At 67.4% G+C, this 25,702-nt stretch carries 25 protein-coding genes; 10 read left to right on the plus strand and 15 right to left on the minus strand.

Going from position 1 to position 25,702, the window contains the following annotated elements:
* Positions 1–306 precede the first annotated feature (306 nt).
* On the minus strand, positions 307–777 hold the full coding sequence (locus DIE03_RS03885) for a universal stress protein (RefSeq protein WP_124447657.1): 471 nt from the start codon (positions 775–777) through the stop codon (positions 307–309).
* A 320-nt stretch (positions 778–1,097) separates the two neighbouring features.
* Here DIE03_RS03885 and DIE03_RS03890 point away from each other — a divergent pair, with 320 nt between their 5' ends.
* Both DIE03_RS03890 and DIE03_RS03895 read left to right on the plus strand, forming a co-directional pair.
* Positions 1,098–3,200, plus strand: coding sequence for a PAS domain S-box protein (locus DIE03_RS03890; RefSeq protein ID WP_124447659.1), 2,103 nt, complete (start codon positions 1,098–1,100; stop codon positions 3,198–3,200).
* The gene (locus DIE03_RS03895) at positions 3,197–3,844 is read left to right on the plus strand and encodes a response regulator transcription factor (RefSeq protein WP_124447661.1); all 648 of its coding nucleotides are present in this window, start codon (positions 3,197–3,199) and stop codon (positions 3,842–3,844) included. Before DIE03_RS03890 ends, DIE03_RS03895 begins: the two co-directional genes overlap by 4 nt.
* A gap of 54 nt (positions 3,845–3,898) precedes the next feature.
* Here the strand turns inward: DIE03_RS03895 and DIE03_RS03900 are convergent, their stop codons facing one another.
* The 7 genes from DIE03_RS03900 to DIE03_RS03930 form a co-directional block, all read right to left on the minus strand.
* Positions 3,899–4,303, minus strand: a complete 405-nt coding sequence (locus DIE03_RS03900) for a lysozyme inhibitor LprI family protein (RefSeq protein ID WP_124447663.1) — start codon at positions 4,301–4,303, stop codon at positions 3,899–3,901.
* A 307-nt stretch (positions 4,304–4,610) separates the two neighbouring features.
* Complete coding sequence (locus DIE03_RS03905; RefSeq protein WP_124447665.1) at positions 4,611–4,940, minus strand: DUF4148 domain-containing protein; 330 nt, start codon at positions 4,938–4,940, stop codon at positions 4,611–4,613.
* Between the two features lie 224 nt (positions 4,941–5,164).
* Entirely contained in the window at positions 5,165–6,040 is an 876-nt protein-coding gene (locus DIE03_RS03910; RefSeq protein ID WP_124447667.1) for a PilZ domain-containing protein, read from the minus strand.
* Between the two features lie 79 nt (positions 6,041–6,119).
* On the minus strand, positions 6,120–8,696 hold the full coding sequence (locus tag DIE03_RS03915) for a penicillin-binding protein 1A (RefSeq protein WP_124447669.1): 2,577 nt from the start codon (positions 8,694–8,696) through the stop codon (positions 6,120–6,122).
* 174 nt (positions 8,697–8,870) lie between these two features.
* Positions 8,871–9,878 (minus strand): trans-3-hydroxy-L-proline dehydratase, encoded by a 1,008-nt coding sequence (gene lhpH / locus DIE03_RS03920; RefSeq protein ID WP_124447671.1) that lies wholly within the window; start codon positions 9,876–9,878, stop codon positions 8,871–8,873.
* A gap of 68 nt (positions 9,879–9,946) precedes the next feature.
* Entirely contained in the window at positions 9,947–11,068 is a 1,122-nt protein-coding gene (locus DIE03_RS03925) for a branched-chain amino acid ABC transporter substrate-binding protein (RefSeq protein ID WP_124447673.1), read from the minus strand.
* A 127-nt stretch (positions 11,069–11,195) separates the two neighbouring features.
* Positions 11,196–11,933, minus strand: a complete 738-nt coding sequence (locus DIE03_RS03930; protein WP_124447675.1) for a FadR/GntR family transcriptional regulator — start codon at positions 11,931–11,933, stop codon at positions 11,196–11,198.
* A 262-nt stretch (positions 11,934–12,195) separates the two neighbouring features.
* Here DIE03_RS03930 and lhpI point away from each other — a divergent pair, with 262 nt between their 5' ends.
* The 3 genes from lhpI to DIE03_RS03945 all read left to right on the plus strand — a co-directional run bounded on the left by lhpI (position 12,196) and on the right by DIE03_RS03945 (position 14,499).
* Positions 12,196–13,131 carry a bifunctional Delta(1)-pyrroline-2-carboxylate/Delta(1)-piperideine-2-carboxylate reductase gene (lhpI, locus tag DIE03_RS03935; RefSeq protein WP_124447677.1) on the plus strand — a complete coding sequence of 312 codons (936 nt, stop codon included), beginning with the start codon at positions 12,196–12,198 and terminating at the stop codon, positions 13,129–13,131.
* Positions 13,132–13,298: 167 nt separating this feature from the next.
* Positions 13,299–13,703, plus strand: coding sequence for a response regulator transcription factor (locus DIE03_RS03940; RefSeq protein ID WP_124447679.1), 405 nt, complete (start codon positions 13,299–13,301; stop codon positions 13,701–13,703).
* Between the two features lie 16 nt (positions 13,704–13,719).
* Positions 13,720–14,499: a helix-turn-helix domain-containing protein gene (locus DIE03_RS03945; protein ID WP_124447681.1), complete on the plus strand. Its 780-nt coding sequence runs from the start codon at positions 13,720–13,722 to the stop codon at positions 14,497–14,499.
* Positions 14,500–14,513: 14 nt separating this feature from the next.
* On the opposite strand, the gene DIE03_RS03950 is transcribed toward DIE03_RS03945, so the two are convergent.
* The 6 genes from DIE03_RS03950 to DIE03_RS03975 all read right to left on the minus strand — a co-directional run bounded on the left by DIE03_RS03950 (position 14,514) and on the right by DIE03_RS03975 (position 18,860).
* Positions 14,514–14,840 carry a metal ABC transporter ATPase gene (locus DIE03_RS03950; protein ID WP_124447683.1) on the minus strand — a complete coding sequence of 109 codons (327 nt, stop codon included), beginning with the start codon at positions 14,838–14,840 and terminating at the stop codon, positions 14,514–14,516.
* A 153-nt stretch (positions 14,841–14,993) separates the two neighbouring features.
* Positions 14,994–15,233 (minus strand): UDP-glucose 4-epimerase, encoded by a 240-nt coding sequence (locus DIE03_RS03955; protein WP_124447685.1) that lies wholly within the window; start codon positions 15,231–15,233, stop codon positions 14,994–14,996.
* Between the two features lie 16 nt (positions 15,234–15,249).
* The gene (locus tag DIE03_RS03960; RefSeq protein WP_124447687.1) at positions 15,250–15,540 is read right to left on the minus strand and encodes a DUF1488 domain-containing protein; all 291 of its coding nucleotides are present in this window, start codon (positions 15,538–15,540) and stop codon (positions 15,250–15,252) included.
* A gap of 111 nt (positions 15,541–15,651) precedes the next feature.
* Complete coding sequence (locus DIE03_RS03965; protein ID WP_124447689.1) at positions 15,652–16,050, minus strand: DUF488 domain-containing protein; 399 nt, start codon at positions 16,048–16,050, stop codon at positions 15,652–15,654.
* A 175-nt stretch (positions 16,051–16,225) separates the two neighbouring features.
* On the minus strand, positions 16,226–17,428 hold the full coding sequence (locus DIE03_RS03970; protein ID WP_124447691.1) for an amino acid aminotransferase: 1,203 nt from the start codon (positions 17,426–17,428) through the stop codon (positions 16,226–16,228).
* Positions 17,429–17,474: 46 nt separating this feature from the next.
* Positions 17,475–18,860: an amino acid permease gene (locus DIE03_RS03975; protein ID WP_124447693.1), complete on the minus strand. Its 1,386-nt coding sequence runs from the start codon at positions 18,858–18,860 to the stop codon at positions 17,475–17,477.
* A gap of 324 nt (positions 18,861–19,184) precedes the next feature.
* Here DIE03_RS03975 and DIE03_RS03980 point away from each other — a divergent pair, with 324 nt between their 5' ends.
* The 3 genes from DIE03_RS03980 to DIE03_RS03990 all read left to right on the plus strand — a co-directional run bounded on the left by DIE03_RS03980 (position 19,185) and on the right by DIE03_RS03990 (position 21,165).
* Entirely contained in the window at positions 19,185–19,658 is a 474-nt protein-coding gene (locus DIE03_RS03980) for an Lrp/AsnC family transcriptional regulator (RefSeq protein ID WP_069748155.1), read from the plus strand.
* 305 nt (positions 19,659–19,963) lie between these two features.
* Positions 19,964–20,677 (plus strand): M35 family metallo-endopeptidase, encoded by a 714-nt coding sequence (locus tag DIE03_RS03985; RefSeq protein WP_260434793.1) that lies wholly within the window; start codon positions 19,964–19,966, stop codon positions 20,675–20,677.
* On the plus strand, positions 20,674–21,165 hold the full coding sequence (locus DIE03_RS03990) for a hypothetical protein (RefSeq protein ID WP_124447695.1): 492 nt from the start codon (positions 20,674–20,676) through the stop codon (positions 21,163–21,165). The genes DIE03_RS03985 and DIE03_RS03990 overlap by 4 nt, the downstream gene beginning before the upstream one ends.
* A 70-nt stretch (positions 21,166–21,235) precedes the next feature.
* Here the strand turns inward: DIE03_RS03990 and DIE03_RS03995 are convergent, their stop codons facing one another.
* Positions 21,236–22,093, minus strand: coding sequence for an EamA family transporter (locus tag DIE03_RS03995; RefSeq protein WP_124447697.1), 858 nt, complete (start codon positions 22,091–22,093; stop codon positions 21,236–21,238).
* Between the two features lie 401 nt (positions 22,094–22,494).
* On the opposite strand from DIE03_RS03995, the gene DIE03_RS04000 reads away from it, so the two are divergent.
* Both DIE03_RS04000 and DIE03_RS04005 read left to right on the plus strand, forming a co-directional pair.
* On the plus strand, positions 22,495–24,168 hold the full coding sequence (locus DIE03_RS04000) for a phospholipase C (protein WP_124447699.1): 1,674 nt from the start codon (positions 22,495–22,497) through the stop codon (positions 24,166–24,168).
* 96 nt (positions 24,169–24,264) lie between these two features.
* Positions 24,265–25,686 (plus strand): cytochrome-c peroxidase, encoded by a 1,422-nt coding sequence (locus DIE03_RS04005; RefSeq protein WP_124447701.1) that lies wholly within the window; start codon positions 24,265–24,267, stop codon positions 25,684–25,686.
* Positions 25,687–25,702: the final 16 nt, after the last annotated feature.

A 25,702-nucleotide genomic window follows, 5' to 3' on the forward strand; every position in this document is an offset into this window, starting at 1 on the left:
CCCGTTCGACCGGTTCCAGCCGGATGCTCCTGCGTCGATCGCCGCGGCCATGCGCACGGCGAACAGGCGGACACCGGTCGATGCTGCCAGAACTGCGTGTCGGGATGCAACCGTGCGCGTGCAATCGCGGGCATGCGGGTGCGTCACGAGCGCCCGCTTCCGGCTCGCCGCGCTTGCGGCGACAGGCGCGCTTTCACGCGACGCGCCGGTCAGCGCGTCGCGCGTTGCATCGGGCAGACAGCCGACGGATGGGCGCTGCTGCGTGCCGCTCACGGCGGTGCATGCCGCTGCGCCGCGACGCATGCGCTACGCGGCCGCCGTCGCCCCCGGCTCGTTGTGGCGAACCAGCAGCACGGGTCGGTCTGCCGCGCGCAGCAGCGATTCCGCAACGCTGCCGAGCAGCAGCCGGCGCAGGCCGTGCCGGCCGCTCGTGCCCATCACGATCAGGTCCGCGTCTGCTTCGGCCGCCGTGCGCATCAGCACGGTGGCGACATCCTCGCCGTACGCGTCGAGCGCGCGCACGGTGCCGGTCACGTGCTGCTGCGCGAGCACCGCTTTCGCGTCGTCGAGCACCGGCGTCACGGCATCGGTCGCGGCCGCATCGCGGTCGCGCTCGGCCGCGAAGCCCGCATCGACGTCGACGAGTTGCGGCCGGTGCTCGACGACATACGCGCAGGTGACCTCACCGCCCGACGCCGCCGCGATCCGGATCGCCTCGTTGAGCGCGAGACGCGCGCTCGGGCTGCCGTCGAGCCCGACGAAAATCCGCTTGTACATGGTCCGTCCCTCCGACCGGGCACGCGTCGCGCATCGCGCCACGGCGGCCCGTTATCGCAAGCCGGCCCGGTGCCGGCTTGCCTGCCGAACAGTCTGCCCCACGTGCCGACGCGCCTCTTGACGCGCGTCAAGCGCGGCCGGCGTGCCCGCTGCTTCACGCCGTTCACCGCAAATTCAGCTGACCCTATTACAAAAAACATGTAAAACGCGCACAATTTCATCTTGAAAACAGACGTTGCACGCAGCCGGTGCGAGTTTTCCCCGGTTTTGCCGCGCGGCCCGAGTGCCCGGGCCGCCAGAACGACAGTAATGATCATTGAATGACCGCCGGTGGAACCCCAACGCGTGACGCCCGACGGCCCACGCGCCTCCAGACCATGTTACGCCAGCCGCTCGCGGCTGGCGTCGTCGCGCTGTGCGCCGGCGCCGTGCTGTCGCTCGGCGTCGCGCTGCTGGTGCGTGAGCAGTGGCAAGGCGCCGTCCATACGCGCTTCGAACGCCGCACCACGCACGTGACCGCGATGCTGCGCCACGAGCTGCAGTCCGGCGTCGCCGTGCTCGAAGGTGCACGCGGCGCGTTCGGTCTCGTCCCGGGCATGACGCCCGAGCAATGGCGCCGCTATGCGGAGACGCTCGATCTCGACAGCGCCCGCTCGCCGGTCCGGCAGATCGGCTATGCGCCGCTGTCGCCCGCCGCCCGCAGTGCCCTCGCCGGCGCGAAGCCGTTGCCGGCCGGTCCGCTCGCGGCCGCGACGCTCAGCGCGCCCGCGTCGAATTCGCCGGTCGTCCGCTTCGGCGCGTCCGACGCCGCGCCGCTCGCACGCACGCTGCAGAGCGGCGACATCGCGCTCGGCGTCCACCCGGCCGACGACGATACTTCCCGCGACGCCCGCACGCTGACGCTGTTCCTGCCCGTGACCACGTCGCCGCATGCGGCCGTCACGCCGTCCGGCACGCGTGAGGCCGGCGTCGACGGCATGCTGTTCGCGGCGCTGAGCCCGCGGCGCCTGGTCGAGCGCGCGCTCGACGCGGAACGCGGCATCGACCTGTGGATGACGGCCGGCGGCGATCCGCGCGCGATAGTGAGTGTCGAATCGACGACCGACGAAGCGTCGGCGTCGCCCGACCTGATGCGGCGCACCGACGTGCTGAATTTCGGCGGCACCGCGCTGACGCTCCGCTACTCTGCCGACGGCCGCCCGAGCGCGACCGGCGCACAGCGCGCGGCCGGCACCGTACTCGCCGCGGGGCTGATCGCGTCGTTCGCGTTCGCGGCGCTCGTCCATGCGTTGCTGCGCGGCCGCGCCGATGCCGGCGCGAGCACCCGCGGCATGCTCAACGAGGCACGGATGATGGGCATTATCCGTTCGTCGATGGAAGCGATCATCACGATCGACGAGAAGCAGACGGTCGTGATCTTCAATCCGATGGCCGAGCAGGTGTTCGGCGTGTCCGCGATGGAGGCGATCGGCGCGCCGCTGTCGCGCTTCATCCCCGAGCGATTCCGCGCCGCGCACGCGAAACACGTCGACCAGTTCGGCGTGACGGGCGTGTCCGAGCGGCAGATGGGCCGTCAGCGCGTGCTGTTCGGGCTGCGCGCCAACGGCGAGGAATTCCCGATCGAGGCGTCGATCTCGCAGATCCGCGACGCGTCGGGCAAGCTCTACACCGTGATGCTGCGCGACATCACCGAGCGGCAGCGCGCCGAGAACGCGCTGAAGCAGTCGCGCGAGGAATTGCGCGAACTGTCGGCGAACCTGCAGAACGTGCGCGAAGAAGAAAAGACGCGGATCGCGCGCGAGCTGCACGACGACCTCGGCCAGCAGCTCACCGCGCTGAAGATGGACCTCTCGGTCGTCGAGCAGCAGTTGCGCGTGCCCGGCCGCACGCAACCCGACGAGGACGTGCAGACGCACCTGCAGGGCATGCGACGGCTGATCGACGCGACGGTCGCGTCGGTGCGGCGCATCGCGGCCGACCTGCGCCCCGTGATGCTCGACGATCTCGGCCTCGTGCCGGCGATCGAATGGCTTGCGAACGATTTCACGAACCGCTACGGGATCGATGTCGAGCGTCACATCGAAACGGGCGGCCTCACCTTCACCAGCGCGGGCGCGACCACGCTGTTCCGCATCGTCCAGGAAGCGCTGACGAACGTCGCGCGCCATGCGGATGCGACGCGCGTCGCGCTGCGGCTCGACATCGAGGAAGGCTTCTGCGTGCTGCGCGTCGCGGACAACGGCCGCGGCGCGGCGCCCGGCGCGCCGGCCCACGAGGACAAATCCTTCGGCCTGATCGGCATTCGCGAACGCGCACACATGCTGGGCGGCACCGTGACGATCGACACCGCGCTCGCGCGCGGCTTCTCGATCACCGTCGCCTTTCCGCTCAGTACCGTCCAACAGGAAACGCTCATCACATGATCAAGGTGCTCATCGCCGACGACCATACGCTCGTACGCGACGGTCTGCGGCACATTCTCCAGAACGCCACCGGATTCGAGGTGGCCGGCGAAGCCTGCGACGGCCCGTCGACGATCGCGCTCGTGCGCTCGACCTCCGCGCAGGTGCTCGTGCTCGACCTGTCGATGCCGGGCCGCAACGGCGTCGAACTGATCAAGCAGATCAAGGACGAGAAGCCCGCGCTGCGTGTGCTCGTGCTGACGATGCATGCGGAACAGCAATACGCGGTGCGTGCGTTCCGCGCGGGCGCGTCCGGCTACCTGACGAAGGAAAGCGCGAGCGCCGAACTGGTCGGTGCGGTCACGAAGGTGGCGTCGGGCGGCGTCTACGTGAGCCTCGCGATGGCCGAGCAGTTCGCGCAGAGCCTGAACGAGCCGGCCGAGACGCTGCCGCACCAGCGGCTGTCCGATCGCGAATTCGACGTGTTCCGGCGGATCGCGGCCGGCCAGACACTGACCGAGATCGCGAACGCGCTGTGCGTGAGCGCAAAGACCGTCAGCACCTACAAGACGCGGATCCTCGAAAAGATGCAGATGCCGCACGAAGCGGCGCTGGTGCGGTACGCGATGCGGCACAAGCTGCTCGACGAAACGGACGACGTGTAACGGACGACGTCTAGCCGCAAAAGGCGAGCGTGGCCGGCGACTGGTGCGCGGGGCTTACTTGCCGGGCACCGGGCACGCGAGATCGCCTTCCTCGCAGGACAGATAGCCCTTCAGCGTTTCGGTGCGCACTTTCGTCAGATCGTCGAGACAGGTCGACACGACCATCGGATACGCGCTGCCGCCCTCCGCGTTCGCGCTGGAGAAACCGCACTCGGCATCGCGGTAGGCAATCCACGCGCGTTGCGCATTCACGAGTTTGTCGGCCAGCGGCCGCGCATCGCGCAGGCGCCCGGTGACGGCCTGGTATGTGCGGTTCAGCTCCCCGTCGGATTTCTTGTACGCGCGATCGGCGCATGCCGTCATCGCCGCCTGATCCGTCGCGTCCGCGCAATTCGCCTGCGCATGGGCGACGTTTGCCAGCAGCGCCAGCGAGCACAACAGACCGGTCAAGACACGCATGGATGCTCCTTGTTGTTCGTTGAAATGTGGAACCCGGTGCGGGCCGGTTGCCCTGCCGCGCCTCGGCGCGCGGCGACACCGTCCGCGATGCTAGCGCACGCGCGGACGCTTGTCAGCCGGCGCCTTGCGGCGCCGCGCTGATGACGATCGCCGGCATTGCGTGAGGCATTCATTCGATACGCGGCCGACGCGGATGCCGGACCGTGATGCCGATCGGGCGCGGAAATGCAAAACCCGCACACGGCGGCTACCGTGTGCGGGTTCGGGGGAAGCGGCGAGCCGGACACCCTCGCGGGTGCCTGCCGGCTTAGTGGCCGAAGTATACCGACGAGCGATCGGCGGCGGCCGGCACGACCACGCGCTGGCCCGACTGCGACGTGGCGGCGGCATTCGCGCCGTAGCCCGTTGCGTCGGCTTGTGCGCCGGTGTTCTGCGCGGCGGCGATCTTGGCCTGGGCGGCCTGGATGTTTTCCGGGTAGTTGATCCAGTCGTTCGGGTTGTAGCCGGCCTTTTCGAGCTGGACCAGTTCGGCGCGCACTTGTGCGCGCGTCAGCGGTTGCTGGTTCGACTGTGCAAACGAGACGACCGGTGCGGCCACCAGGGCGGCCAGTGCAACTGCCTTGATCAGCGATTTCATGATGCGTTACCTCCAGGATTGTTTTGTCAGGCGCTTCGGACTCGGGGTCGTTGCGCATGAGTAGAAGTCTAGGAGGCGCGACTATCAGGGTAAATACTTAAATCGCAAATTCAGTGTTGACGGAAACCGTACAATCTCGCGGAAATAAGCCGAATCATCAGACGATTATCGACGTTCGCGCACCGAATACCGCGATACGGTACGCGGCACGCGCCCGCCGCGCGTCAGCGCGGGCGATCGGTATCCGCCGACGCCATCAGCCGGTCGAACAGCAGCGCCTTCAGGCGGACCAGGTCGCCATCGGCAGTTTCGACGAACGCCGCGTGATGCAGCGTCAGCGCCGGCGTCACCGGGTCGGCGTGCACCGCGCGTACCGTGCCGTCGAGCGCCAGCAGCTCGACGCGGTCGCCCGCCGCGTACGGGAGCAGTACGCGCAGCGACTCGCCGGCGGCGGCAATCGTCCGGTCGACGGCAATCGACAGCCCGCTCAGGCTGATGTCGCGCACCATCCCGATGCCTTCCGCCTGGTCCGCGCCGCCCGCACAGCAGGCGGCTATCCGCACCGGCACACGCGGCTCCGCGCGTGTGCGCAGCCGGTCGACGAAACCGGGCGGCGACAGGATCATGAACGGCGCGGCGCCCGATGCCTGCACGGCCTCGACCGTCGCGCCGAAGCGCGACACCGCGGCCCGGCCGATCGCCACCGCCTCGATGTCGTCGCCGCGCGCGAATTCGAGCACGGCCGCCGGCTGCGGCTCGACGAACAGCGCACCCGACGCAGCGACGCCGATCAGCCGGCAGCGCTGCAATGCGCGGGTCGTGCCGACCCGGCGGCGAATGCCGATCGGGGCGCCCGCCGACAGCCCCATGCGCGTGGCCGGCGCCGCCGCGCCCTGCTCGCGCGGATCGGCTTCGGCGTCATCGCGCCGGCGCACGGGCCGGAAATGGTCGAACAGGAATGCATGCTGCGCGGCGTCGCGCAATGTCGTGCCGGCCGGCAGCAGCGCGGCGCCGTCGGCGTCGTAGAGATCGAAGCCCAGCGGAACGCCGGCGGAGAGATCGTCGCGCACGAGCGCGACATAGTCGGTGGGAAGCCGCATCGGAGAGGCGCGGAACGACCGCGCGAGCTGTCGTGACAACTTGATTACGGCAGCATCGCGCGAAATCTGAACGGCTTCGTTACTGCGACGCGCCGCTCGCGTCGGGAGCGGGCGGCGCGGACGGCTGGGCCGGCACGGCGGGAGGCGCTGTCTCGATGCCCGCGCCGCTGCCGCTCGTCGTGCCGGCGCTCGCCGGCGGTTGCGCGGGCTGCGGTTGCGAGGCGCCCGCCGACAACGCGGCGGCCGAGGCGGCCACTTCGGACGCCGGCACCCATTCCTCGACGATGCCGCCGGACGCGACTTCAGGCGCCGACGCGGCCGATGCGGCCGACGCCGCGCCTTCGTCGACCTCGGGCGGACGCTCGATACGCTGCGTCCTGACGGACGCCGGCGCCTTCTTCGACTCGGGCGGGAACCACGTGTCGAACAGGTCCGTCGCGCGCTCGCGCAGCGAGGCGAACCAGCCGGGCGAGGGCTCAGTATCGAATTTCGCCTTCGTGTCGACGATCCGGGCGCGTTGCGCGCGCTGGAAGAAGTCGCCGACGATCGGCAGCGCGCTGTGCGCGCCCTGCCCCCAGTAATCGCTGCGCAGCGTCACGCGGCCGTCGTCGAAACCGACCCACGCGCCGGCGACGAGGCCCGGCTGCATCAGGATGAACCAGCCGTCCGCGTTGTCCTGCGTCGTGCCCGTCTTGCCGGCCACGTCGCCGCGGATCCCGAAGCGCGTGCGGATGCTGCCGCCGGTACCGCGCGTCACGACGTCGCGCATCACGTCGAGCAGCGTCTTGTCGGATTCGGCGTCGAGCGCGCGCTCGGGCGGCGCCGACGCGTATTCGGCGAGCACCTCGCCCTGGCGGGTCTCGATGCGCGTGACCATCTGCGGCTCGACGTACAGCCCGCCGTTCGCGATCGTCGCGTACGACGCGACCATCTCCTTCAGCGTGACGGGGCTCGTGCCGAGCGCGAGCGACGGCACGCGTTCGAGCGGGCTTTCACGCACGCCCATGTCGCGCGCGAGCCGCGCGACGGCAGCCGGCCCGACCTTCTCCATCACCTGCGCGGTGATCCGGTTGCGCGACAGCGCGACGGCGTCGCGCAGCGTCATCGGCTTGCCCGTAGGCGGCACGTCGTCGTTCGGCCGCCAGATCTCGCCGCCCTTCAGCGGGATCTCGACCGGCTGGTCGACGAACGTGTCGTCCGGCTTCATTCCGCTCGCGAACGCGACGCCATAGACGAACGGCTTGAACGTCGAGCCCGGCTGGCGCCGCGCCTGCGCGACGTGGTCGAACGGCTCGCTGGTGAAATCGCGGCTGCCGACCCACGCACGAATCGCGCCGTCGCGCGGATCGATCGCGAGGAAGCCGGCCTGCACGTCGGTCTTCGCCTTGCACAGCGCGCGCATGAAGCCGCGGTCGGCCGCGAGCAGCTTCATCGCGGCCGCGTCGTCCTTGCCGGCGTCCTGCGCGGCCTTGTACTCGGGCGACTCGCGCATGAAGGTGCGGTACACCTCGTTGTCGGTGCCGCAGCCCTCGCGGCCGCTCCACGCGTTGTTCGCGATGCCCTGCAACTGATTGCCCTGCAGCGTGAGCGCCTGCGTCGCCATCTGCTGCAGCCGCGAGTCGATCGTCGTGCGCACGATCAGCCCGTCCGAATAGATGTTGTAGTCGTTGCGGTCGGCCCACGCGATCAGCCATTTGCGCAACTGCTGCGCGAAGTGCGGCGCCGGCCCCGGCGGCTCTTTCTGGCGCTCGAAGTCGATGCGCAGCGGCCGGCGCTGCAACTGCGCGAACTGCGCGGGCGACAGCTTGCCGTACTTCACCATCTGGCCGAGCACCGTGTTGCGGCGCTGCAGCGCGCGCTCGGGGTTCAGCACCGGGTTGTAGTAGCTGTTGCCCTTCAGCATCCCGACGAGCGTCGCGCTGTCGAGCACGTCGAGCTCGTCGGCCGACTTGTCGAAATAGGTCCGCGCGGCCATCTCGACGCCGTACGCGTTGTACAGGAACGGCACCGTGTTCAGGTAGGTCTCGAGGATCTGGTCCTTGCTGTAGACCGCCTCGATCTTCAGCGCGGTGATCGCCTCCTTGACCTTGCGCGTGAGCGTCGGTGCGCGGCCGATCTCGTCCGGATACAGGTTGCGTGCGAGCTGCTGCGTGATCGTCGAGCCGCCCTGGCGGCTGCCCGAGAACGTATGGAGCGCGGCCGACGCCGTGCGCTTCCAGTCGAGGCCATGATGCTCGTAGAAGCGGTGATCCTCGGTCGCGATCAGTGCGTCGACCATGTGCGGCGAGATCTGCTTGAGCGACACCCACTCGCGGTTCGACGGCTTGAATTCGGCCAGCAGCTTGCCGTCGGCGGACAGCACCTGCGCGGGCTGGTCGACGCGCGCCTTGCGGATGTCGCCGATGCCCGGCGTGAACGGAATCAGCACGACCACGTACACCACGAACAGCGCCGGCACGGCCGCGCCCGCGAGCAGCACGCCACGGCGCGTCGGGTGGCGGACATGGTGCCACACGGCGGCGGCGAGAGGCTTGACCCGTGCGGCGGCGGCAGCCGCGACGGGTTGGGCGCGCGCGACCCATCTGGCACAGAAAGCACGCACTGACGACACGTTTCGGCGATTCACGCGGGTGGAGCTCGGCTGAAAAGGGTGCATCGTACCAAACTCGTGCGGTGCGCCGGCCGGCAGCGGCGCTGCACGCGCATGCACCGCGCGCCCTGGCCGGCGTTTCGCACGCAAAAAAGGCGCGTGCCCCGCAACGGGAACGACGCGCCAAACCTGGTACTGCAACCGGAAAACCGCGCGACGGCGGCCGATCGGCGCCGCTGTTCAGCGCACGAGGAATCCGTAAGTGAGCGGATCGCGCTCGTCGACGATCCAGTTGGCGAACCCGCAGATATGCGCGCTGCCCTCCACTTCCGGGATCACGGCCGGGATGTCGCCGACCGACGTTTCGCGGAGCACGCGCCCCTTGAAGACCGTGCCGACGATCGATTCGTTGACGAGCGTGTCGCCCGCCGCGAGCTGCCCGCGCAGGTACAACTGCGCGACGCGGCCGCCGGTGCCGGAGCCCGTGGGCGAGCGGTCGACCTCGCGATCCGCGAACACGCAGCAGTTCGCCTGAGTCGAGCCCGGATGGCGCGGCGCGTTCGCGATGATCGTGCCGTAGATGTGGTTGATCTCCGGGATCTCCGGATGCACGACCGGGTACTTCGCGTTCGCGGCGGCCTTCACTTCCGCGCCGAATCGAATCAGTTGCTCGACGGCCGGCTCGCGCACCGGCAGGTCGAACGGCGCGCCGTCGACGTAGAAATAGAATGCGCCGCCATAGGCGATGTCGCCGGTCACGGTGCCGAACGACGGCGTCTCGACCGACACGTCGCGCTGCCAGATGAACGACGGCACGTTGACGAAGCGCACCGGCCCCGCATGCTCGCCGTCCCACTTCACGAACGCCTCGATGAAGCCGCACGGCGCGTCGATGCCGACCCGCGTTTCCGGCACCGTGCGCTGCACCCAGCCGAGTTCGACCGCGGCCGTCGACAGCGCGATCACGCCGTGGCCGCAATGGTCGCTGTAGCCTTCGTTGTGCACGAAGATCACGCCGAAATCGGCATTCGGCGAGACCGGCTCGGTCAGGTAGCCGCCGTACATGTCGGCATGGCCGCGCGGTTCGAACATCAGTGCACGGCGGATCTCGTCGGCATTCTCCTTGAGCCACGCGCGGCGCTGGACGATCGTGTCGCCGGGCAGCCGCGGCAGCCCGCTCGTGACGATGCGGAACGCTTCGCCGCCCGTATGGACTTCGACGGTGGAAAGGGATCGGGAAATTTTCATGTCGAATCGGATGCGTTGAAACGAAGGACGGCGGGCCGGCCGCCGTCCGGTCACAGGCAGTGGCGCACTTACTTCGAATACGGCTCCGGCAGGCCGTTGCGGATCACGTAGACGGTGGTCGGCGCACCCTTCAGGTCGCCGTTTGCGTCGAACGAATAGGTGCCGGCGACACCCGTATAGTTCGACTTCGCGAGCTGCGCGATCAACTTCGCCTTGTCGGTGGTCGTGCCGGCCTTGACCATCGCGTCGGCGAGCAGCTTCATCCCGTCGTAGTAGTTGACGCCGTAGACCTGCGTATCGGTGTGATACGTGTCGTGGTACTTCTTCAGGAATTCGCGGCCGGCCGCCGTCTTCTCGAGCGCGACGCCGCCCTGCGCGCAGTAGACGATCGACGCGGCGTCGCCCGCGACCTTGCCCATGTCGGCCGAGCAGATGCCGTCGCCGCCGAGCAGCTTCGCGCGCAGCCCGCGCTGCTTCATCTGCTTGGCCATCGGCGCGCCCTGCGCCGCGTAGCCGCCGAGGAAGATCACGTCGGGGTTGCCGGCCTTGATCTTGGTGAGAATGCCGAGGAAGTCGGTGGCCGACGAGTTCGTGTATTCCTGGTCGACGATCTTGATCCCGTTCGCCTTCGCGACGTTCATGAACTGCTCGGCGACGCCTTGCCCATACGCGGTGCGATCGTCGATCACGGCGGCCGTCTTCGCATTCAGCGTCCTGGCCGCAAACGTGGCCATCGTGCCGCCGAGCTGCTCGTCGCTCGCGCCGATCCGGAAGATGTTCTTGAAGCCCTGCTTCGTCAGCGCCGGGTTCGACGCGACCGGCAGGATCGGCACGCCCGCAGTGGAGTACACGCGCGACGCGGGGATCGCGACGCCCGAGTTGTAAGGCCCGAGCACCGCGACGACACCCTTGTCGACGAGGTTCTGCGCGACCTGCACGCCGGCCTTCGGATCGGCCTGGTCGTCTTCGGAAACCAGTTTGAACGTGACGGCCTTGCCGGCGACCTTGATGCCGGCCTTGTTGAGTTCGTCGACGGCGAGCCGCGCGCCGTTTTCATTGTCCTTGCCGTTCGCGGCCTGCGGGCCCGTCAATGGCGCCGAATGGCCGATCATCACGACTTCCTGCGCGTACGCGGAAGTCAGCGCGCCGGCGGCAACGGCCACCGAGAGCGCGGTAACGAGGTGTCGCATGGTGTCTCCTGATTGGTTTTGTGTGAAACCAATGTAGGACACGCGTGGTCACATCGCAAGCAATTTCAAAATAATTCCGGGATTTTGGTCATATTTAAGACCAGAACGAATTCGCGCGGCGGCGCGCCTACTTCGGCGCGATGTCCCGCCGTACACGGCGGATGTGCTGCTCGACATAGAACGCGGCCGCATCGGCGTCGCCCGACACGATCGCCTCGTAGATCAGCCGGTGCTCGGACACGTAGAGCCGGATCCGGCCCGCGTCGTAGATGCCGTCGTCCTTCAGGCGCTTCCACAGCGGCTGGTCCATCGTCTTCGCGACTTCGTCGGCGATCTTCACCATCAGCGCGTCGCCCGTCATCAGCGCGAGCTGCCGGTGGAACAGCCGGTCGCTCTCGTTCCAGAGCGCGCGCTGGTGCGGATCGTCGACGTCGGTGATGGTTTCCATCTGCGCGAGATAGCGCTCGGCACCGGGATCGGCGCGGCCATGGGCAGCCGCGAGACGCGCGATCGCGGGCTCCAGGATCAGCCGCACGTCGAGCGTCGACGTCGGGCTGAAGTCGGCCTCCGACGCCGTGCGCGTGTCGCCGCGCTGCGCGAGCACGTCGAGCGGCGCCGCGACCACATAGGTGCCCGAATTGCGCTTCGTGAACACGAGCCCTTCGTTCTGCAGCGCGCCCAGCGCTTCGCGCACGGCCGGCCGGCCGACCTGGAACAGCCCCGCGAGTTCGCGCTCGGACGGCAGCCGCGACTCGGCTGCATAGCGGCCGGCGCGGATTTCGTCGCGGATCTTCTCGGCCACCTGCTCGTAGATCTGCAGCGGCCTGAAACCGCCTTCGAGTGATTCGGGACGCGCGGACATCATCGTATGGCTCCTGCCCGTTCGCGGGCGTGGATCTGGAATGGGTTCGCACTATACCGGAGCGGCACGGGCAACGCGCCACCGCGGTCCTTCTGGACAGATATTAGAACCAAAATCAGCCGTTCGCTTTATTTTCTGGGTTGCAGGTGCGCCAGCAGGTGGTATAGATTCGATCCACACTGCCCTGTGTCACGGTTTCCGGCAACCCCTGGCGGGCGCGGCATGCGCCCGTCGTTCACGCTCACCGACGCCTGCGACGTACACGATGACTGCCCTTTCCCCGATTCCCGTTTTCGATGCGGCCGACACGGCCGCGCTGCTCGCCTACCCGGCGCTGCTCGCCACGCTCAGGCAAGCCGTCGCCGAGTATGCGGCGGGCGAGATCGTCAGCCCCGAGCGCCTGGTCGTACCGCTGCAGGCCGGCGGCGTCATGCTGTCGATGCCGTCGAGCGCGCGCGACCTCGCGAGCCACAAGCTCGTGAACGTATGCCCCGGCAACGGCGCACGCGGCCTGCCGACGATCCTCGGCCAAGTGACCGCGTACGACGCGAACACGGGCGAGATGCGCTTCTCGCTCGACGGCCCGACGGTCACCGGCCGCCGCACGGCAGCCGTCACCGCGCTCGGGATCCAGGCGCTGCACGGCGCCGCGCCGCGCGACATCCTGCTGATCGGCACCGGCAAGCAGGCGGCCAATCACGCGGAAGCGCTCGCGGCGATCTTTCCGGAAGCGCGCCTCCACGTGCGTGGCACGAGCGCCGGCAGCGCGGCCGCGTTCTGCGCGGCCCACCGCGCGCAGGCGCCGCGGCTCGTGCCGCTCGACGGCGACGCGATTCCCGATGCGATCGACGTCGTCGTCACGCTGACGACGAGCCGCACGCCCGTCTACCGGGAAGCCGCGCGCGAAGGCCGGCTGGTGGTCGGCGTCGGCGCGTTCACCGCGGATGCCGCCGAGATCGACGCGAACACGGTGCACGGCAGCCGGCTCGTCGTCGACGATCCGGCCGGCGCGCGCCACGAAGCCGGCGACCTGATCGTCGCGCGGGTCGACTGGCAGCACGTCGCGTCGCTCGCCGACGTGCTGAACGGCACCTTCACGCGCGGCGGCCCGCTGCTGTTCAAGAGTGTCGGCTGTGCCGCGTGGGATCTGGCCGCGTGCCGCACGGCGCGCGATGCCCTCGCGACGCGCACGGCCGGCTGAAGGGCACCGGCGCCCTTCAGCCGCGTACGCGGCCTCGCACTGCCGAGGCCGCCCCGGCGGTTTCCCGTACGCGTTGTAGGAAACGCCCTACAACGCGTCGAAGCGGCCTACACCAACTTCCAATTCGGCCGATTTCAATTTCGGCGGCGCAACACGATACTGCCGGCATGAATGCCAGCCTGTCACCCGCCGCGCTCAGGGTGTTTCTCGTCGATCACGCCGTCGCCGTCCGGCAGCGCATTGCGCTGCTCGTCGGCGCGATCCGCGGCGTCGCCGTCGTGGGCGAAGCGGAAGACGGCCAGGACGCGTGGACGCACATCTGCAGCAGCCGGGCGGAGGTCGTGATCGTCGACGTGCGGCTCGCGGACGGCAGCGGCCTCGACCTGATCGGGATGCTGTCGAAGGTCGCGCCGCGCATCGTCACGATCGTGCTGACGAATCACTCGGCACCGGCATTCAGAGAGGCATGCGCGACGGCGGGAGCCGACTACTTCTTCGACAAGACCGTCGAATTCGACGCCGCATGCCGTGTCATCGAATCCCTGGTGCACGCTCGCGTGCACCGCCCCTGACGAGCCGGAGTGACTTATGTCCACAGCCACCGCCTGCGCCGCCGACGTCTCCGTCGTACCCCGGCCCACGATTCCGCTGCGCACGGTCGCGCGCGCCGACGCCGCCAAGCATCCGGCCGCCCGCTGCTCGGCCTGCGCGATGCGCTCGATGTGCCTGCCGCCGCACCTGACGGCCGCCGAATACGGCCGCCTCGACGCGATCATCTGCACGACCCGGCAGGTTCGCCAGGGCGACGCGCTGTTCCGCATCGACGATCCGTTCCAGAGCATCTATGCGGTGCGCGCGGGTTCGTTCAAGACGGTGATGATGCATCGCGACGGCCGCGAGCACGTGACGGGTTTCCAGATTGCCGGTGAAACGCTCGGCATGGACGGCATCGGCGGCGGGCAGCATTGCTGCGACGCGATCGCGCTGGAAGACAGCGTCGTGTGCATCATCCCGTTCGGCGCGCTCGAAGCGGCGTGCCGCGAGATGAAGCCGATGCAGCACTTCCTCTACCAGATGCTGAGCAGCGAGATCGTCCGCGAATCGAGCCAGATGCTGTTGCTCGGCACGATGTCGGCCGAACAGCGCGTCGCGCATTTCCTGCTGAACCTGTCGTCGCGGTTCGAGGCGCGCGGTTATTCGGCGACCGAGTTCAACCTGCGGATGACGCGCGAGGAGATCGGCTGCTATCTCGGGATGAAGCTCGAAACCGTCAGCCGGATGTTCTCGCGATTCCATCGCGAAGCGCTGGTCGAAACGCGCGGCAAGCGCGTGCGCATCATCGACGCGCAAGCGCTCGCGCGGGTCTGACGCGCGACACCGGATCATCCGCGCAGCGCCACCGTTGCGCCGCCCGCCTGCCATGCGATCAGCGCCTGTTCGGCCTGTGCGAAGGCGCGGCGCAGCGCATCGTCGACGTCATTGCCGACGCACGGCGGCAGCGGCCTGAGCGCCGCGTCGTGCATCACCAGGTCGAGCCGCACGTCGTACAGCCGCGCCCCGTCGGTCGCCGCGCGCGATTCGATCGCGAGGTGGCAGCCGTCGATCAGCGCGCGGAACCGTTCGAGGCGCACCAGTTGCGCGCCGGCCTCGGCTTCCACCGCGGCGGCCCCCGTGAATCCCAGGCAGGCGATCTGCATGCCCACGCCCATGTCGTGTCTCCTGACGGGGCCGCCTGCTCGTCGACCGCCTTGCTTGTGCCGCCCGCATCACGATGCGGCGGCACGCGTTTCCCGTGGCGTGGCGCGATGCTTCGATCGCTGCCCGGCCGGCCATCCTCCCGCGCCTTCGCCGGCGCGGGCCGTTCATACGTTGAAAACCTGCGACGACTTCATCTCGATCCATGTCATGCCGGCCCGCAGCCCTTCGATCATGGCCTCGCGCTCGGTCGGATACGCATGGCTGTGCTCGAACGTATGATGAAACCGCGCGGCGCCGGCGCCGTGCTCGACGGACACGCGGCAGCGGAACTCGCCCGATTCGCACGGGCGCGTCTCGACTTCGACCGACCAGTCGCGTTCGTGAATGTTGCCCTGCAGTGTCATGCGCCCTCCTGCGGTATCAGTCTTCGAGCCGGAAGTGACCGCTGTGAAGCAGCACCGGCCGGCCGCCGATTTCCTCGAGCATCCGCCGTGCCATCGCCTCGATCGCCGACCGGTGCCCGTCGAATGCGGCCAGCAGGTCGCGTTCGAGCAGCGACCGCGCGCCGAAATGGTCTTCCAGCGCCTCGGCCGTGACCGCGCACTGTACGAAGCGCCCGTCGACCAGCGCCGAAAACGCGACGACCAGGTCGCGCGCGCAATATTCGGGCGGCTCCGGCGGAAAAGTAATGTGCATCTGTCGGCCTGTCATCGTCGTGATGGCTCCATGACGAGAGCATAGTGGCGCGCGCGGCCGCGCGCTTGACCCACGTCAAGCGGTTCGCTGCACCGCACGATCGCCGTGCGGCAACGCGACGCGGCTTCAGCCCGCGTCGGGCTCGATCGCCGCGCCGCGCTCCGCGAGCAGCTCGCGCAGCACGCTGCGGTGGCAATGGCGCTCGTCGTCGCAATAGCAGCCGATCGAGAACGCCGTGGTGGCCGACAGCGCCGCCAGCAGGTCCAGCACCTTCGCCGGATCGCCATGCGCCATCTCCGCGCGGAAGTGGCGCTTGAACGCCTTCCATTCGGCGTCGGTTTCGGCGGCTTGTGCCTGGGCAACGAGTTCGGCGCTCGGCGACAGCGTCGGCAACCATACATCATAGTAGTTGCGCGACGCGAATTCCGCCTTGGGAACGCCACGCGGCGGGCGCCGCACCGTGCCGATCCGCAGGCCCTCGCCGGCCGCGCGCGGCGTGCCGAGCTGGATGATCCGGATGCCCATGTCGCTCCTTTCGTGTTGCGTCGGATGCCGTGATCGTACCGCCGCAAGCGCGAGCGCGTGTGCCTCCGTCGGCCGGCGCACGTTGCCGCCGCGCAAGAAAAAAACCGGCTGCTCCCGCGACGGGAAGCAGCCGGCTCCTCCAGCATCGTTCGTTGCGCGCCGGGGCGCGCCGCGCTCAGACGCCGCTCTTCAGCACCTTGCCGATCGCATCGGCGACGATGCCGACGTTCGAATCGTTCAGGCCCGCCACGCACATCCGGCCCGAACGCAGGATGTACACGCCGTGCACTTCGCGCAGCGCGTCGACCTGCGATTCGGTCAGGCCCGTGTACGTGAACATCCCGCGCTGCTTCACGTAGCGCGTGAGCGCCTCGCCGCTGACGTGGTCGCGCAGGCCGTCATGGATCGACTGGCGCATCCGCGCGATGCGGCGGCACATCGCCGACAGTTCCTCTTCCCACTGCTTGCGCAGCGCCGGCGTGCCGAGCACGGCCGCGACGACCTTCGCGCCGTAGGTCTGCGGGTTGCTGTAGTTCGAGCGCACGGCGCCGGCCAGCTGGCCGAGCACGCGGTCGGCCGCGGCCGCATCCTCGCAAACGACGCTCAGGCCGCCCACGCGCTCGCCGTACAGCGAGAAGTTCTTCGAGAACGAGTTCGCGACGAGCGTCGGCACGCCGCGGCGGGCCAGCTCGCGCACCGCGAACGCGTCCGCGTCGAGGCCCGCGCCGAAGCCCTGGTATGCCATGTCGACGAACGGCAGCAGCCCGCGCGCCTCGATCACGTCGATCAGCTTCTCCCACTGGCCTTCGTCGAGGTCGACGCCGGTCGGGTTGTGGCAGCACGCATGCAGCAGCACGATGCTGCGCGCCGGCAGCGCGTCGATCGCCGCGAGCATCGCGTCGAACTTCAGGCCGCCCGTCGCTTCGTCGTAGTACGGATACGTGTTCACCGTGAAGCCGGCGCGCTCGAAGATGAAGCGGTGATTTTCCCAGCTCGGGTCGCTCAGCCACACCTGCGCATCCGGGAAATAGCGCTTCAGGAAATCGGCGCCGACCTTCAGCGCGCCCGAGCCGCCGAGCGTCTGCACCGTGGCGATACGGCCGGCCGCGCGGGCCGGGTGATCGGCGCCGAACACGAGCGCTTGCACCGCGTCGCGGTACGCGGCCAGGCCGACCATCGGCAGGTACGGCTTCGGGCCGCTCTCGCGCTGCAGCGCGGTTTCGGCTTCGCGCACGGCGCCCATCACCGGAATCCGGCCTTCGGCGTCGAAATAGATCCCGATGCTCAGGTTGACCTTCTGGTCGCGCGGATCTTTCTGGAAGTTTTCGTTCAGCGTCAGGATCGGATCGCCCGGATACGCGTCGATATGTTCGAACATGGCTTGAGTCGGTCTCGTTTGGAAGAATGATCGGTCGTGGCCTGCGTCAGCGTGCGGACACGCCGTCATGCACCGCATAGCCTGCATTCTTCTGACGGAAGCGATACCCGACCGCGAGCACCGCGAGCCAAACCGGGATCAGGTACACCGACAGGCGGAGATCCGGCGTCAGGTACATCACGACGAGAATGCCGGCCATGAATGCCAGGCACAGGTAATTCGTGAAAGGATAGCCCAGACTGCGGAAGGAAGTCTCCTCCCCGGCTGCACGCTTGGCCTGGCGGAACTTCAGGTGGATCACCGTGATCATCGCCCAGTTGATGATCAGCGCCGACACGACGAGGCCCATCAGCACCTCGAACGCCTTGCCCGGCATGAAGTAGTTGACCAGCACGCACACGCCGGTCGCGAGCGCCGACGCGCCGAGCGCCGCGAGCGGAATGCCGCGCTTGTTCACCGAGCACAGCACCTTCGGCGCATTGCCCTGCTGCGCGAGGCCGAACAGCATCCGGCTGTTGCTGTACACGCCGCTGTTGTAGACCGACAGCGCGGCCGTCAGCACGACGACGTTCAGCACGTTGGCCACCACGTTGCTGCTCAGTGCGTGAAAGATCAGCACGAACGGGCTGCCGCCGGTGACGACCTTTTCCCACGGATACAGCGACAGCAGCACCGCGAGCGCGCCGATGTAGAAAATCAGGATGCGGTAGATGACCTGGTTGGTCGCACGCGGAATGCTGCGCTTCGGATCGTCGGCCTCGGCCGCGGTGATGCCGATCAGCTCGAGCCCGCCGAACGAGAACATGATCGCGGCCATCGACATCACGAGCCCCGACACGCCGTTCGGGAAGAAGCCGCCGTGCTGCCACAGGTTCGCGACACTTGCTTCAGGCCCCGCATGGCCGCTCGCGAGCAGCCAGCCGCCGAAGCCGATCATCCCGACGATCGCGGCGACCTTGATGATCGAGAACCAGAATTCCGTCTCGCCGTACGACTTCACGCTTGCCAGGTTGAGCAGGTTGATCGCGACGAAGAACACCAGCGCCGACACCCAGGTCGGGACGCCCGGCCACCAGTACTGCACGTAGATCCCGACGGCCGACAACTCGGCCATGCTGACGAGGATGTACAGCACCCAGTAGTTCCAGCCGGACAGGAAGCCGGTGAAGTGGCCGACGTATTTGTTCGCGAAGTAGCTGAACGACCCTGCGACGGGCTCGTCGACGACCATCTCGCCGAGCTGGCGCATGATGAAGAACGCGACGATGCCGGCCACCGCGTAGCCGAGCAGCACGGACGGGCCCGCCATCTTGATCGTCTGCGCGATGCCGAGGAACAGCCCCGTGCCGAGCGCGCCGCCGAGCGCAATCAGCTGGATGTGCCGGTTCTTCAGCCCGCGCTTCAGGCCGTCGCTCTCGTTTCCAGAAACCATGTCTTCTCCATTCTGCCCGCCTCCGCCGGAAGCGGTGCGGCGCGCCTCGGTGTGCCGGGCGCTGTTTTTGCTGTGCCGGCAGCCGTTCGTGGGGCCACCGGGTTGGGGGACTGCAATCTTCGTGTGGCGGCGCCCGATTCGCGTCGGCGTGAACAGGCGCCAGACCGACTGCCGACTTGTCGCCCGCGCCGCATTGCTGCGGCCGCACACGAAAATCCGGGGTCAGTTTAGCGTTGCGACGACGAAATCGGGTTGCGTAACCGGTTCATGCAAACCCTACATTATGAGATAAGATTGCGCTCGGGAGACAAATAAGGAAACAAAATGCCTGAACCGGTTCTCGATCGTATCGACCGACATTTGCTTTCGATCCTGCAGGAGAACGGCCGTGCGTCGAACCTCGACCTCGCGAAGGCCGTCGGCCTGTCTCCCGCACAGACATTGCGGCGCCACCGGCGGCTGGAGGAGATCGGCGCGATCCGCCGCTATGAAACCCGTCTGTGCCCCGACACGCTCGGCTTCGGCGTCACGGCCTTCGTGCACGTGACGATGGAGCGCGGGCATATCCGCGACCTGTCGAAGTTCCAGAAACTGGTGTCCGATCTCGCGCAGATCCAGGAGTGTTTCTCGGTGACGGGCGACATCGACTACGTGCTGAAGGTCGTCGCACACGATTTGAAGGGGCTGTCGCGGTTCCTGCTCGAGACGCTGATGCGGATTCCCGGCGTGAGCGGCGTGCATTCCAGCGTGTGCCTCGACGAGATCAAGTGCACGAGTGCGATGCCGGTGGAGGCTTGACCTCCGCACGTGGATTCTCGGCGGCCGCCATTTGCGCGCCCGGCATCCGCAGAACGTGGTCGCCCCGAATAGGCTCGAATCCCCCGTCGGCCTATTCCCACCTCGCGTAGCACGCCTCGCAGCTCATCGGCATCGAGCGTAACGATCTCGTGTTCGTATGCGCGCGGCGCGCTACAAGCGACGGACGGATTCAATCAAAATTTCGAATACGTCCGATGGACAATAATCGCCCGTCTGGCGACCCTAGAGCATTCCTCAAGAAATCAGCTTGACTCTTGAAAATCCATGCAAAGGGGTGCTGACGCATGACCAATTTTTTCGACAAAAAACCGTACGACTTCGACATTGACGACAGCGAGGATTGGGTTTTGGTCCATTCGGGTGCCATCACCAACACCAACCCCGGCTCAATGGTGTATGTGTCGATCAACACGACTCCCATATGCTCGAATATGAGTAACAGGGAATTTCGAAAGCTGATCATGAAGGCGCGTGATGCAGCAATCTCTCTGATACTACAGCGCATTGAGGGTGTCACAGCTTGGGACAAGGCTGAACAAGCGCGGGCTCGACTCTACTTCGGCCGCTCCGACAATGATGTCAGATCAGTCCTTGCCGCTGGCTTGCCCAGACTACTCAATGCGATGCGGGAGCTCGCGCCGGAGAAGATCGTCCGATGGGACGACTCCATGAACAGACGCCTTACCTGCGGTGTAGTACCCGACAGCGGTAACAACATCGCGGGGGTATGCAAGCCGGACTCCGAGAAGCGGATCATCGCCATCTATTCAAAATTCTGCACAATTTCAAACGGAGATCTATGGACGGCATCAAAGGTTAAAACACTTATCCATGAATGCACGCACTATGTCGACACATTCAACTCCGACGACATCATATATTCCGACACAGAATCCGGGCTAAGGGCTTTTGCAGAAAACAATGCCGACGTCGCCATTAGAAATGCGGACAGCATTACGGGATACATCGCAACCTTCGACAAGAGAATCATGGAATGAGAGTCCATATCAAAGCCGTAATCTCCGGTATCTCACGGGTGATCGCACTGTCGGCATGCGCCGGCATCTTTCCAGCACATGCATGCACGATTGGGGAATCGGTGCGAATCCCGTTACCGCTCAACAGCGTCGACGTGACCAATGCTGACAGGCTGAAAATCGCAAATGCTGTAATCGAGGCGCGAAAATGGCCGGATGCAGAAATTCAGGCCGTTGTCATATCCGGTGCATATGCGACGGAACGGAACGGCGAGCGTCTGAAGACCGAGCGAGCCAAGATCGCGAGCGAATATCTGAAGCAACTTGGGATCAGGAGCGAACACATCCTCATCGACAAAAAAACATTCACCGATGCCATGGTGCGGAACAGCGACGGAACACTAACCCTGTACCAGCTCGACATCGAACTAACCCCCCTTTGCCGAGGCGGGTGTCAAAGGCTTTGCGACGACCCGCGCGTTACACCTCGAAGCAAGGCGATTCTGTGATGGGCAATGACGATTTGTCGGCTGCGCGCGTACGTTCACGGCGTCCGAACGGGGCCATCTTGGCGTTTGCTCACCGCACCGCTTCAAACACACTGATCAGCAACGCCCCCGCGGCGATCACCGCGCATCCGGCCGCCCGGCGCGGCGTCAGCCGTTCGCCGAGATACAAGCGCGCAATCAGCGCAGCAAACACCACGCTCGTCTCCCGCAGCGCCGACACCGGCCCCATCGGCGCGCGATCCATCGCCCAGATCACGATGCCGTACGCGAGCGCCGCGAACACGCCGCCGCAGGCGGCCTTCGCCGTCTCGCCGCCCTCCTGCGCGAGCCGCAGCGGCCCCGCGCGCAGCCGGTAGTACGCGGCCATCATCACGCCCGTCGACACGAACATCCACGCGGTATAGCCGACCGTGTTGCCGCTCTCGCGCACGCCGATCCCGTCGACCACGCTGTACGCCGCAATCGACACGCCGGTCGCGAACGCCGTCGGCAGCACCTGTCCCATCCGGTGCGTCGCGTCGCGCCCGCGCTCCAGCCCGATCGCCAGGATGCCCGCGCAGATCAGCACGAGCCCGCCCTGCGCGCCGGCGTTCAGGTGTTCGCCCGCGAACGCCGCCGCGCCGAGCGTGACGAGCAGCGGCGCGGTACCGCGCGCAACCGGATACGCGACGCTCAGGTCGCCATGCTCGTAGGCGCGCACGAGCAGCAGCGTATAGACGACGTGGATCACGGCCGACGCGACCACGCAGAGCCAGCTCGCCGGCGTGATCGGTGCGGCGACAGGCAGGAACAGCAGCGCGAATACCCCGATCGCGATCTGCAACACCGTGGCCGAGCGCAACCGGTCGCCGCTGCTGCGCACCAGCGCATTCCATGACGCATGCAGGAACGCCGCGCACAGAACGGCGAACAGAACGGGGATCGGCACGCTGAAACCTCCCTGGCGATCGGGAATCACGCGACGGGCGCGACAGGCGCTCATCGTATGAATGCGTCACCGGATTGTCAAAAAAGCGCCGCCCAGCGTTGCGTGGCCGAACTGGCTGGCCACGCCCTTTCGCCCGCCCTGCATGGCTCCCGCGGCAGCCGCCCGCTCGCCGCCGAATGTGACGCCGAGGTGGCACACGGCCCGCCGCTTTCCATTTTCTTTCGCCTCGCGCCACGCCGTAATGAAATCGATACCGCAGCGCAACCGTCGCGAAAACACTCCGTCCCCATATCTTCATATGCGACTGTTCCAATGCGCGTGCTCCCTCACGAGCTCCGCGCCGAACCGATACGGCGACGGGGCCGCTCACCACCATCGCTGACCTTACCTGGAGTTTCCCGATGTTCCGTCAAGCCTTGCTCGTCACTGCCTGCGCGGCCGCAGCGCTGGCGCTGTTCGCCTGCGGCGGCAGCGACGACCCCACGTCGACGCCCGCCGTGTCGTCGCAGGACGCGCTGCAGACCGCCACGCCGATCAAGCACGTCGTCGTGATCTATGGCGAAAACATCTCGTTCGACCACTACTTCGGCACCTACCCGAACGCGACGAACCCGTCGGGCGAACCGGCATTCAACGCGAAGTCCGGCACGCCGACGCCGAACGGGTTGACGGGCACGCTGCTCACCGCGAACCCGAACTTCACGAACACGGCCAACGGCACCGATGCGGCGAACCCGTTCCGCCTCGACCGCACGCAGGCCGCGACCGCCGACCAGAACCACGCGTACACGGCCGAACAGCTGGCCGAGGACAACGGTCTGGCCGACCTGTTCCCGAAATACACCGGCAAGGGCTCGTCCGGCGGCGCCGGCGCGTTCGGCACGAAGGGCCAGGTGATGGGCTACTTCGACGGCAACACCGTGACGGCACTGTGGAACTATGCGCAGCGCTTCGCGATGAGCGACAACACGTTCACGACGGTCTACGGCCCGTCGACGCCTGGCGCGCTGAACGTCGTGTCGGGCCAGACCAACGGGATGCAGATCGTCAAGACGTCGAAGCAGCCGTCGACGCTCGCCGCGACCTCGTACTACATCAACGACGGCCAGGGCGGCTTCACGATGATCAACGACGTCGACCCGGGCTTCGACGTGTGCTCGAGCACGACCGACCAGGCGATGATGACCGGCAAGAACATCGGTGACCTGCTGAACGGCGCGAAGATCACGTGGGGCGGCTTCATGGGCGGCTTCAACCTGTCGACGACGAACGGCAACGGCACGACCGGCTGCGCGCGCAGCACGGTCGCCACCGCCGTGAACGCCGCGACGGCCGACTACATCCCGCACCACAACTGGTTCCAGTACTACGCATCGACCGCGAACCCGCAGCACACGCGCCCGAGCTCGGTCGCCGCGATCGGTTCGAGCTTCCAGGCCGACGGCAAGACCGCCGAACCCGCGAACCACCAGTACGACACGGACGACTTCTTCGCGGCCGTGAAGGCCGGCAACTTCCCGTCGGTCAGCTACCTGAAGGCGCCGGCCGCGCAGGACGGGCACGCGGGCTATTCGGATCCGCTCGACGAGCAGGCGTTCGTGACGAAGGTCGTCAACTTCCTGCAGCAGCAGCCGGACTGGCAGAACACGGCCGTGATCGTCACCTACGACGACTCGGACGGCTGGTACGACCACGTGTACACGGCGCCGACGCACGCATCGTCGGACGCGGTCGACCAGGTCAACGGCAGCGGCAAGTGCGGCACGGGCGGCACCACCGGCGTGAACGGCGCGACCGTGAACGGCCGCTGCGGCCCGGGCGTGCGCATTCCGCTCGTCGTGATCTCGCCGTACGCGAAGCAGAACTACGTCGACCACACGATGCTCGACCAGGCGTCCGTCGTGCGCTTCATCGAGGACAACTGGCTCGGCGGCCAGCGCATCGGCGGCGGCTCGTTCGATGCAACGGCGGGCGACCTGCGCAGCCTGTTCGATTTCACGTCGAAGCCGAACACGACGCCGCTGTACCTCGACCCGACGCTCGGCACTGTCCTGAGCGCCGCACCGGCGATCTGACCGTCACGGCATGACCCGCATGGCCGGCGCCTCACGCGCCGGCCGTTTCCATTTCAACGCACCGCTTCGTGCGGCGCACGATTTTCGACCGACAGCATGACAGCTCGCCCTGCGTTTTCGTCTCCCGACACCTCCGGCGCCCCCGCGCCGCGCGCCCCTTCCCGCCTGCTGCGCCGCGCGGCGTTCGTGCTCGGTGCGGCCGTGCTCGGCTATGGCGCGTTCGCGATCGCGTTTCCCGCGCAGGTGCCGGCGGCGATCGGCACGGTGGTCGCCGACTGGACGGGCGCGAATCCGCATCCGGTCGTGCTGCAGCGGCCGGCCGCGCAACCGCTGTCGGCGGTCGCTCAGCTCGGGCGCGCGCTGTTCCACGATCCGTCGCTGTCCGCGTCGGGCAAGCAGTCGTGCGCGTCGTGCCACAGCCCCGATCATGCGTACGGCCCGCCGAATGCGCTCGACGTGCAGCCGGGCGGCCTCGCGATGACGCAGCAGGGCTATCGCCCGCCGCCGTCGCTGATGTACCTGTACCGCCAGCCGAACTTCAGCATCGGCCCCGATGCCGGCGAAAACGATGCCGCGCCGAGCGTCGCGCAGCAGGCCGCGTCGGCGGCCGGCGTCGTCAAGGCGCAGAAGGTGGCCGGCACGTCGGCCGCGCCGCAGCTCGTACCGCAGGGCGGGATGTTCTGGGACGGCCGCGCCGACACGCTGCAGCAGCAGGCGTTCGGCCCGCTGCTGAATCCGGTCGAGATGGCGAACGCGAACATCGATGACGTGGCGCACAAGCTCGCGCAGTCGTCGCACCGCACGCAGTTCGAGAAACTGTTCGGCGCACGCGTGTTCGACAGCCCGCAGCTCGCGGTATCGGAAGCGATGTTCGCGATCGCGCGCTACCAGGTCGAGGATCCGTGGTTCCACCCGTACGACAGCAAGTACGACCGCTGGCTCGAAGGGCGCGCGCGTCTCACCCAGGCGGAACTGCGCGGGCTGCGCCTGTTCAACGATCCGGACAAGGCGAATTGCGCGGGATGCCACCTGTCGAAACCCGGCAAGGACGGCTTGCCGCCGATGTTTACCGATTACCAGTACGAGGCGCTCGGTGCGCCGCGCAACAAGGCGCTCGCGCAGAACCGCAACCCGGCGTTCTACGATCTCGGCGTGTGCGGGCCGTTCCGCGACGACCTGAAGGACCAGACGCAGTATTGCGGGATGTTCCTGACGCCGACGCTGCGCAACGCGGCGACGCGCCACGTGTTCTTCCACAACGGCGTGTTCCATACGCTCGACCAGGTGATGGCGTTCTACAACGAGCGCAGCATCTCGCCGCAGAAGTTCTATTCGCGCGGCGCGGACGGCAAGATCGACGAGTACGACGACATCCCGCCGAAATATCGCGCGAACGTCGACGTGACCGATGCGCCGTTCGACCGCAAGCCGGGCGACAAGCCGGCAATGACGGCGCAGGACATCAAGGATATCGAAGCGTTCCTCGGCACGCTGAACGACGAGCCGGCGCAGCACTGAGCGCCGGTCGAGCGCC

Source organism: Burkholderia sp. Bp8992 (assembly GCF_003853705.1).
In the GTDB taxonomy this organism is placed as follows: Bacteria; Pseudomonadota; Gammaproteobacteria; order Burkholderiales; family Burkholderiaceae; genus Burkholderia.

Coding starts and splice junctions, on each gene's coding strand:
- DIE03_RS03945 (WP_124447681.1), top strand. CDS start 13,720: ATGTCCACAGCCACCGCCTGCGCCGCCGACGTCTCCGTCGTACCCCGG.
- DIE03_RS03890 (WP_124447659.1), top strand. CDS start 1,098: ATGACCGCCGGTGGAACCCCAACGCGTGACGCCCGACGGCCCACGCGC.
- lhpH (WP_124447671.1), bottom strand. CDS start 9,878: ATGAAAATTTCCCGATCCCTTTCCACCGTCGAAGTCCATACGGGCGGC.
- lhpI (WP_124447677.1), top strand. CDS start 12,196: ATGACTGCCCTTTCCCCGATTCCCGTTTTCGATGCGGCCGACACGGCC.
- DIE03_RS03975 (WP_124447693.1), bottom strand. CDS start 18,860: ATGGTTTCTGGAAACGAGAGCGACGGCCTGAAGCGCGGGCTGAAGAAC.
- DIE03_RS03900 (WP_124447663.1), bottom strand. CDS start 4,303: ATGCGTGTCTTGACCGGTCTGTTGTGCTCGCTGGCGCTGCTGGCAAAC.
- DIE03_RS03940 (WP_124447679.1), top strand. CDS start 13,299: ATGAATGCCAGCCTGTCACCCGCCGCGCTCAGGGTGTTTCTCGTCGAT.
- DIE03_RS03950 (WP_124447683.1), bottom strand. CDS start 14,840: ATGGGCGTGGGCATGCAGATCGCCTGCCTGGGATTCACGGGGGCCGCC.
- DIE03_RS03990 (WP_124447695.1), top strand. CDS start 20,674: ATGAGAGTCCATATCAAAGCCGTAATCTCCGGTATCTCACGGGTGATC.
- DIE03_RS03985 (WP_260434793.1), top strand. CDS start 19,964: ATGACCAATTTTTTCGACAAAAAACCGTACGACTTCGACATTGACGAC.
- DIE03_RS03970 (WP_124447691.1), bottom strand. CDS start 17,428: ATGTTCGAACATATCGACGCGTATCCGGGCGATCCGATCCTGACGCTG.
- DIE03_RS03960 (WP_124447687.1), bottom strand. CDS start 15,540: ATGACAGGCCGACAGATGCACATTACTTTTCCGCCGGAGCCGCCCGAA.
- DIE03_RS03910 (WP_124447667.1), bottom strand. CDS start 6,040: ATGCGGCTTCCCACCGACTATGTCGCGCTCGTGCGCGACGATCTCTCC.
- DIE03_RS03955 (WP_124447685.1), bottom strand. CDS start 15,233: ATGACACTGCAGGGCAACATTCACGAACGCGACTGGTCGGTCGAAGTC.
- DIE03_RS03895 (WP_124447661.1), top strand. CDS start 3,197: ATGATCAAGGTGCTCATCGCCGACGACCATACGCTCGTACGCGACGGT.
- DIE03_RS04000 (WP_124447699.1), top strand. CDS start 22,495: ATGTTCCGTCAAGCCTTGCTCGTCACTGCCTGCGCGGCCGCAGCGCTG.
- DIE03_RS03905 (WP_124447665.1), bottom strand. CDS start 4,940: ATGAAATCGCTGATCAAGGCAGTTGCACTGGCCGCCCTGGTGGCCGCA.
- DIE03_RS03980 (WP_069748155.1), top strand. CDS start 19,185: ATGCCTGAACCGGTTCTCGATCGTATCGACCGACATTTGCTTTCGATC.
- DIE03_RS04005 (WP_124447701.1), top strand. CDS start 24,265: ATGACAGCTCGCCCTGCGTTTTCGTCTCCCGACACCTCCGGCGCCCCC.
- DIE03_RS03930 (WP_124447675.1), bottom strand. CDS start 11,933: ATGATGTCCGCGCGTCCCGAATCACTCGAAGGCGGTTTCAGGCCGCTG.
- DIE03_RS03915 (WP_124447669.1), bottom strand. CDS start 8,696: ATGCACCCTTTTCAGCCGAGCTCCACCCGCGTGAATCGCCGAAACGTG.
- DIE03_RS03885 (WP_124447657.1), bottom strand. CDS start 777: ATGTACAAGCGGATTTTCGTCGGGCTCGACGGCAGCCCGAGCGCGCGT.
- DIE03_RS03925 (WP_124447673.1), bottom strand. CDS start 11,068: ATGCGACACCTCGTTACCGCGCTCTCGGTGGCCGTTGCCGCCGGCGCG.
- DIE03_RS03965 (WP_124447689.1), bottom strand. CDS start 16,050: ATGGGCATCCGGATCATCCAGCTCGGCACGCCGCGCGCGGCCGGCGAG.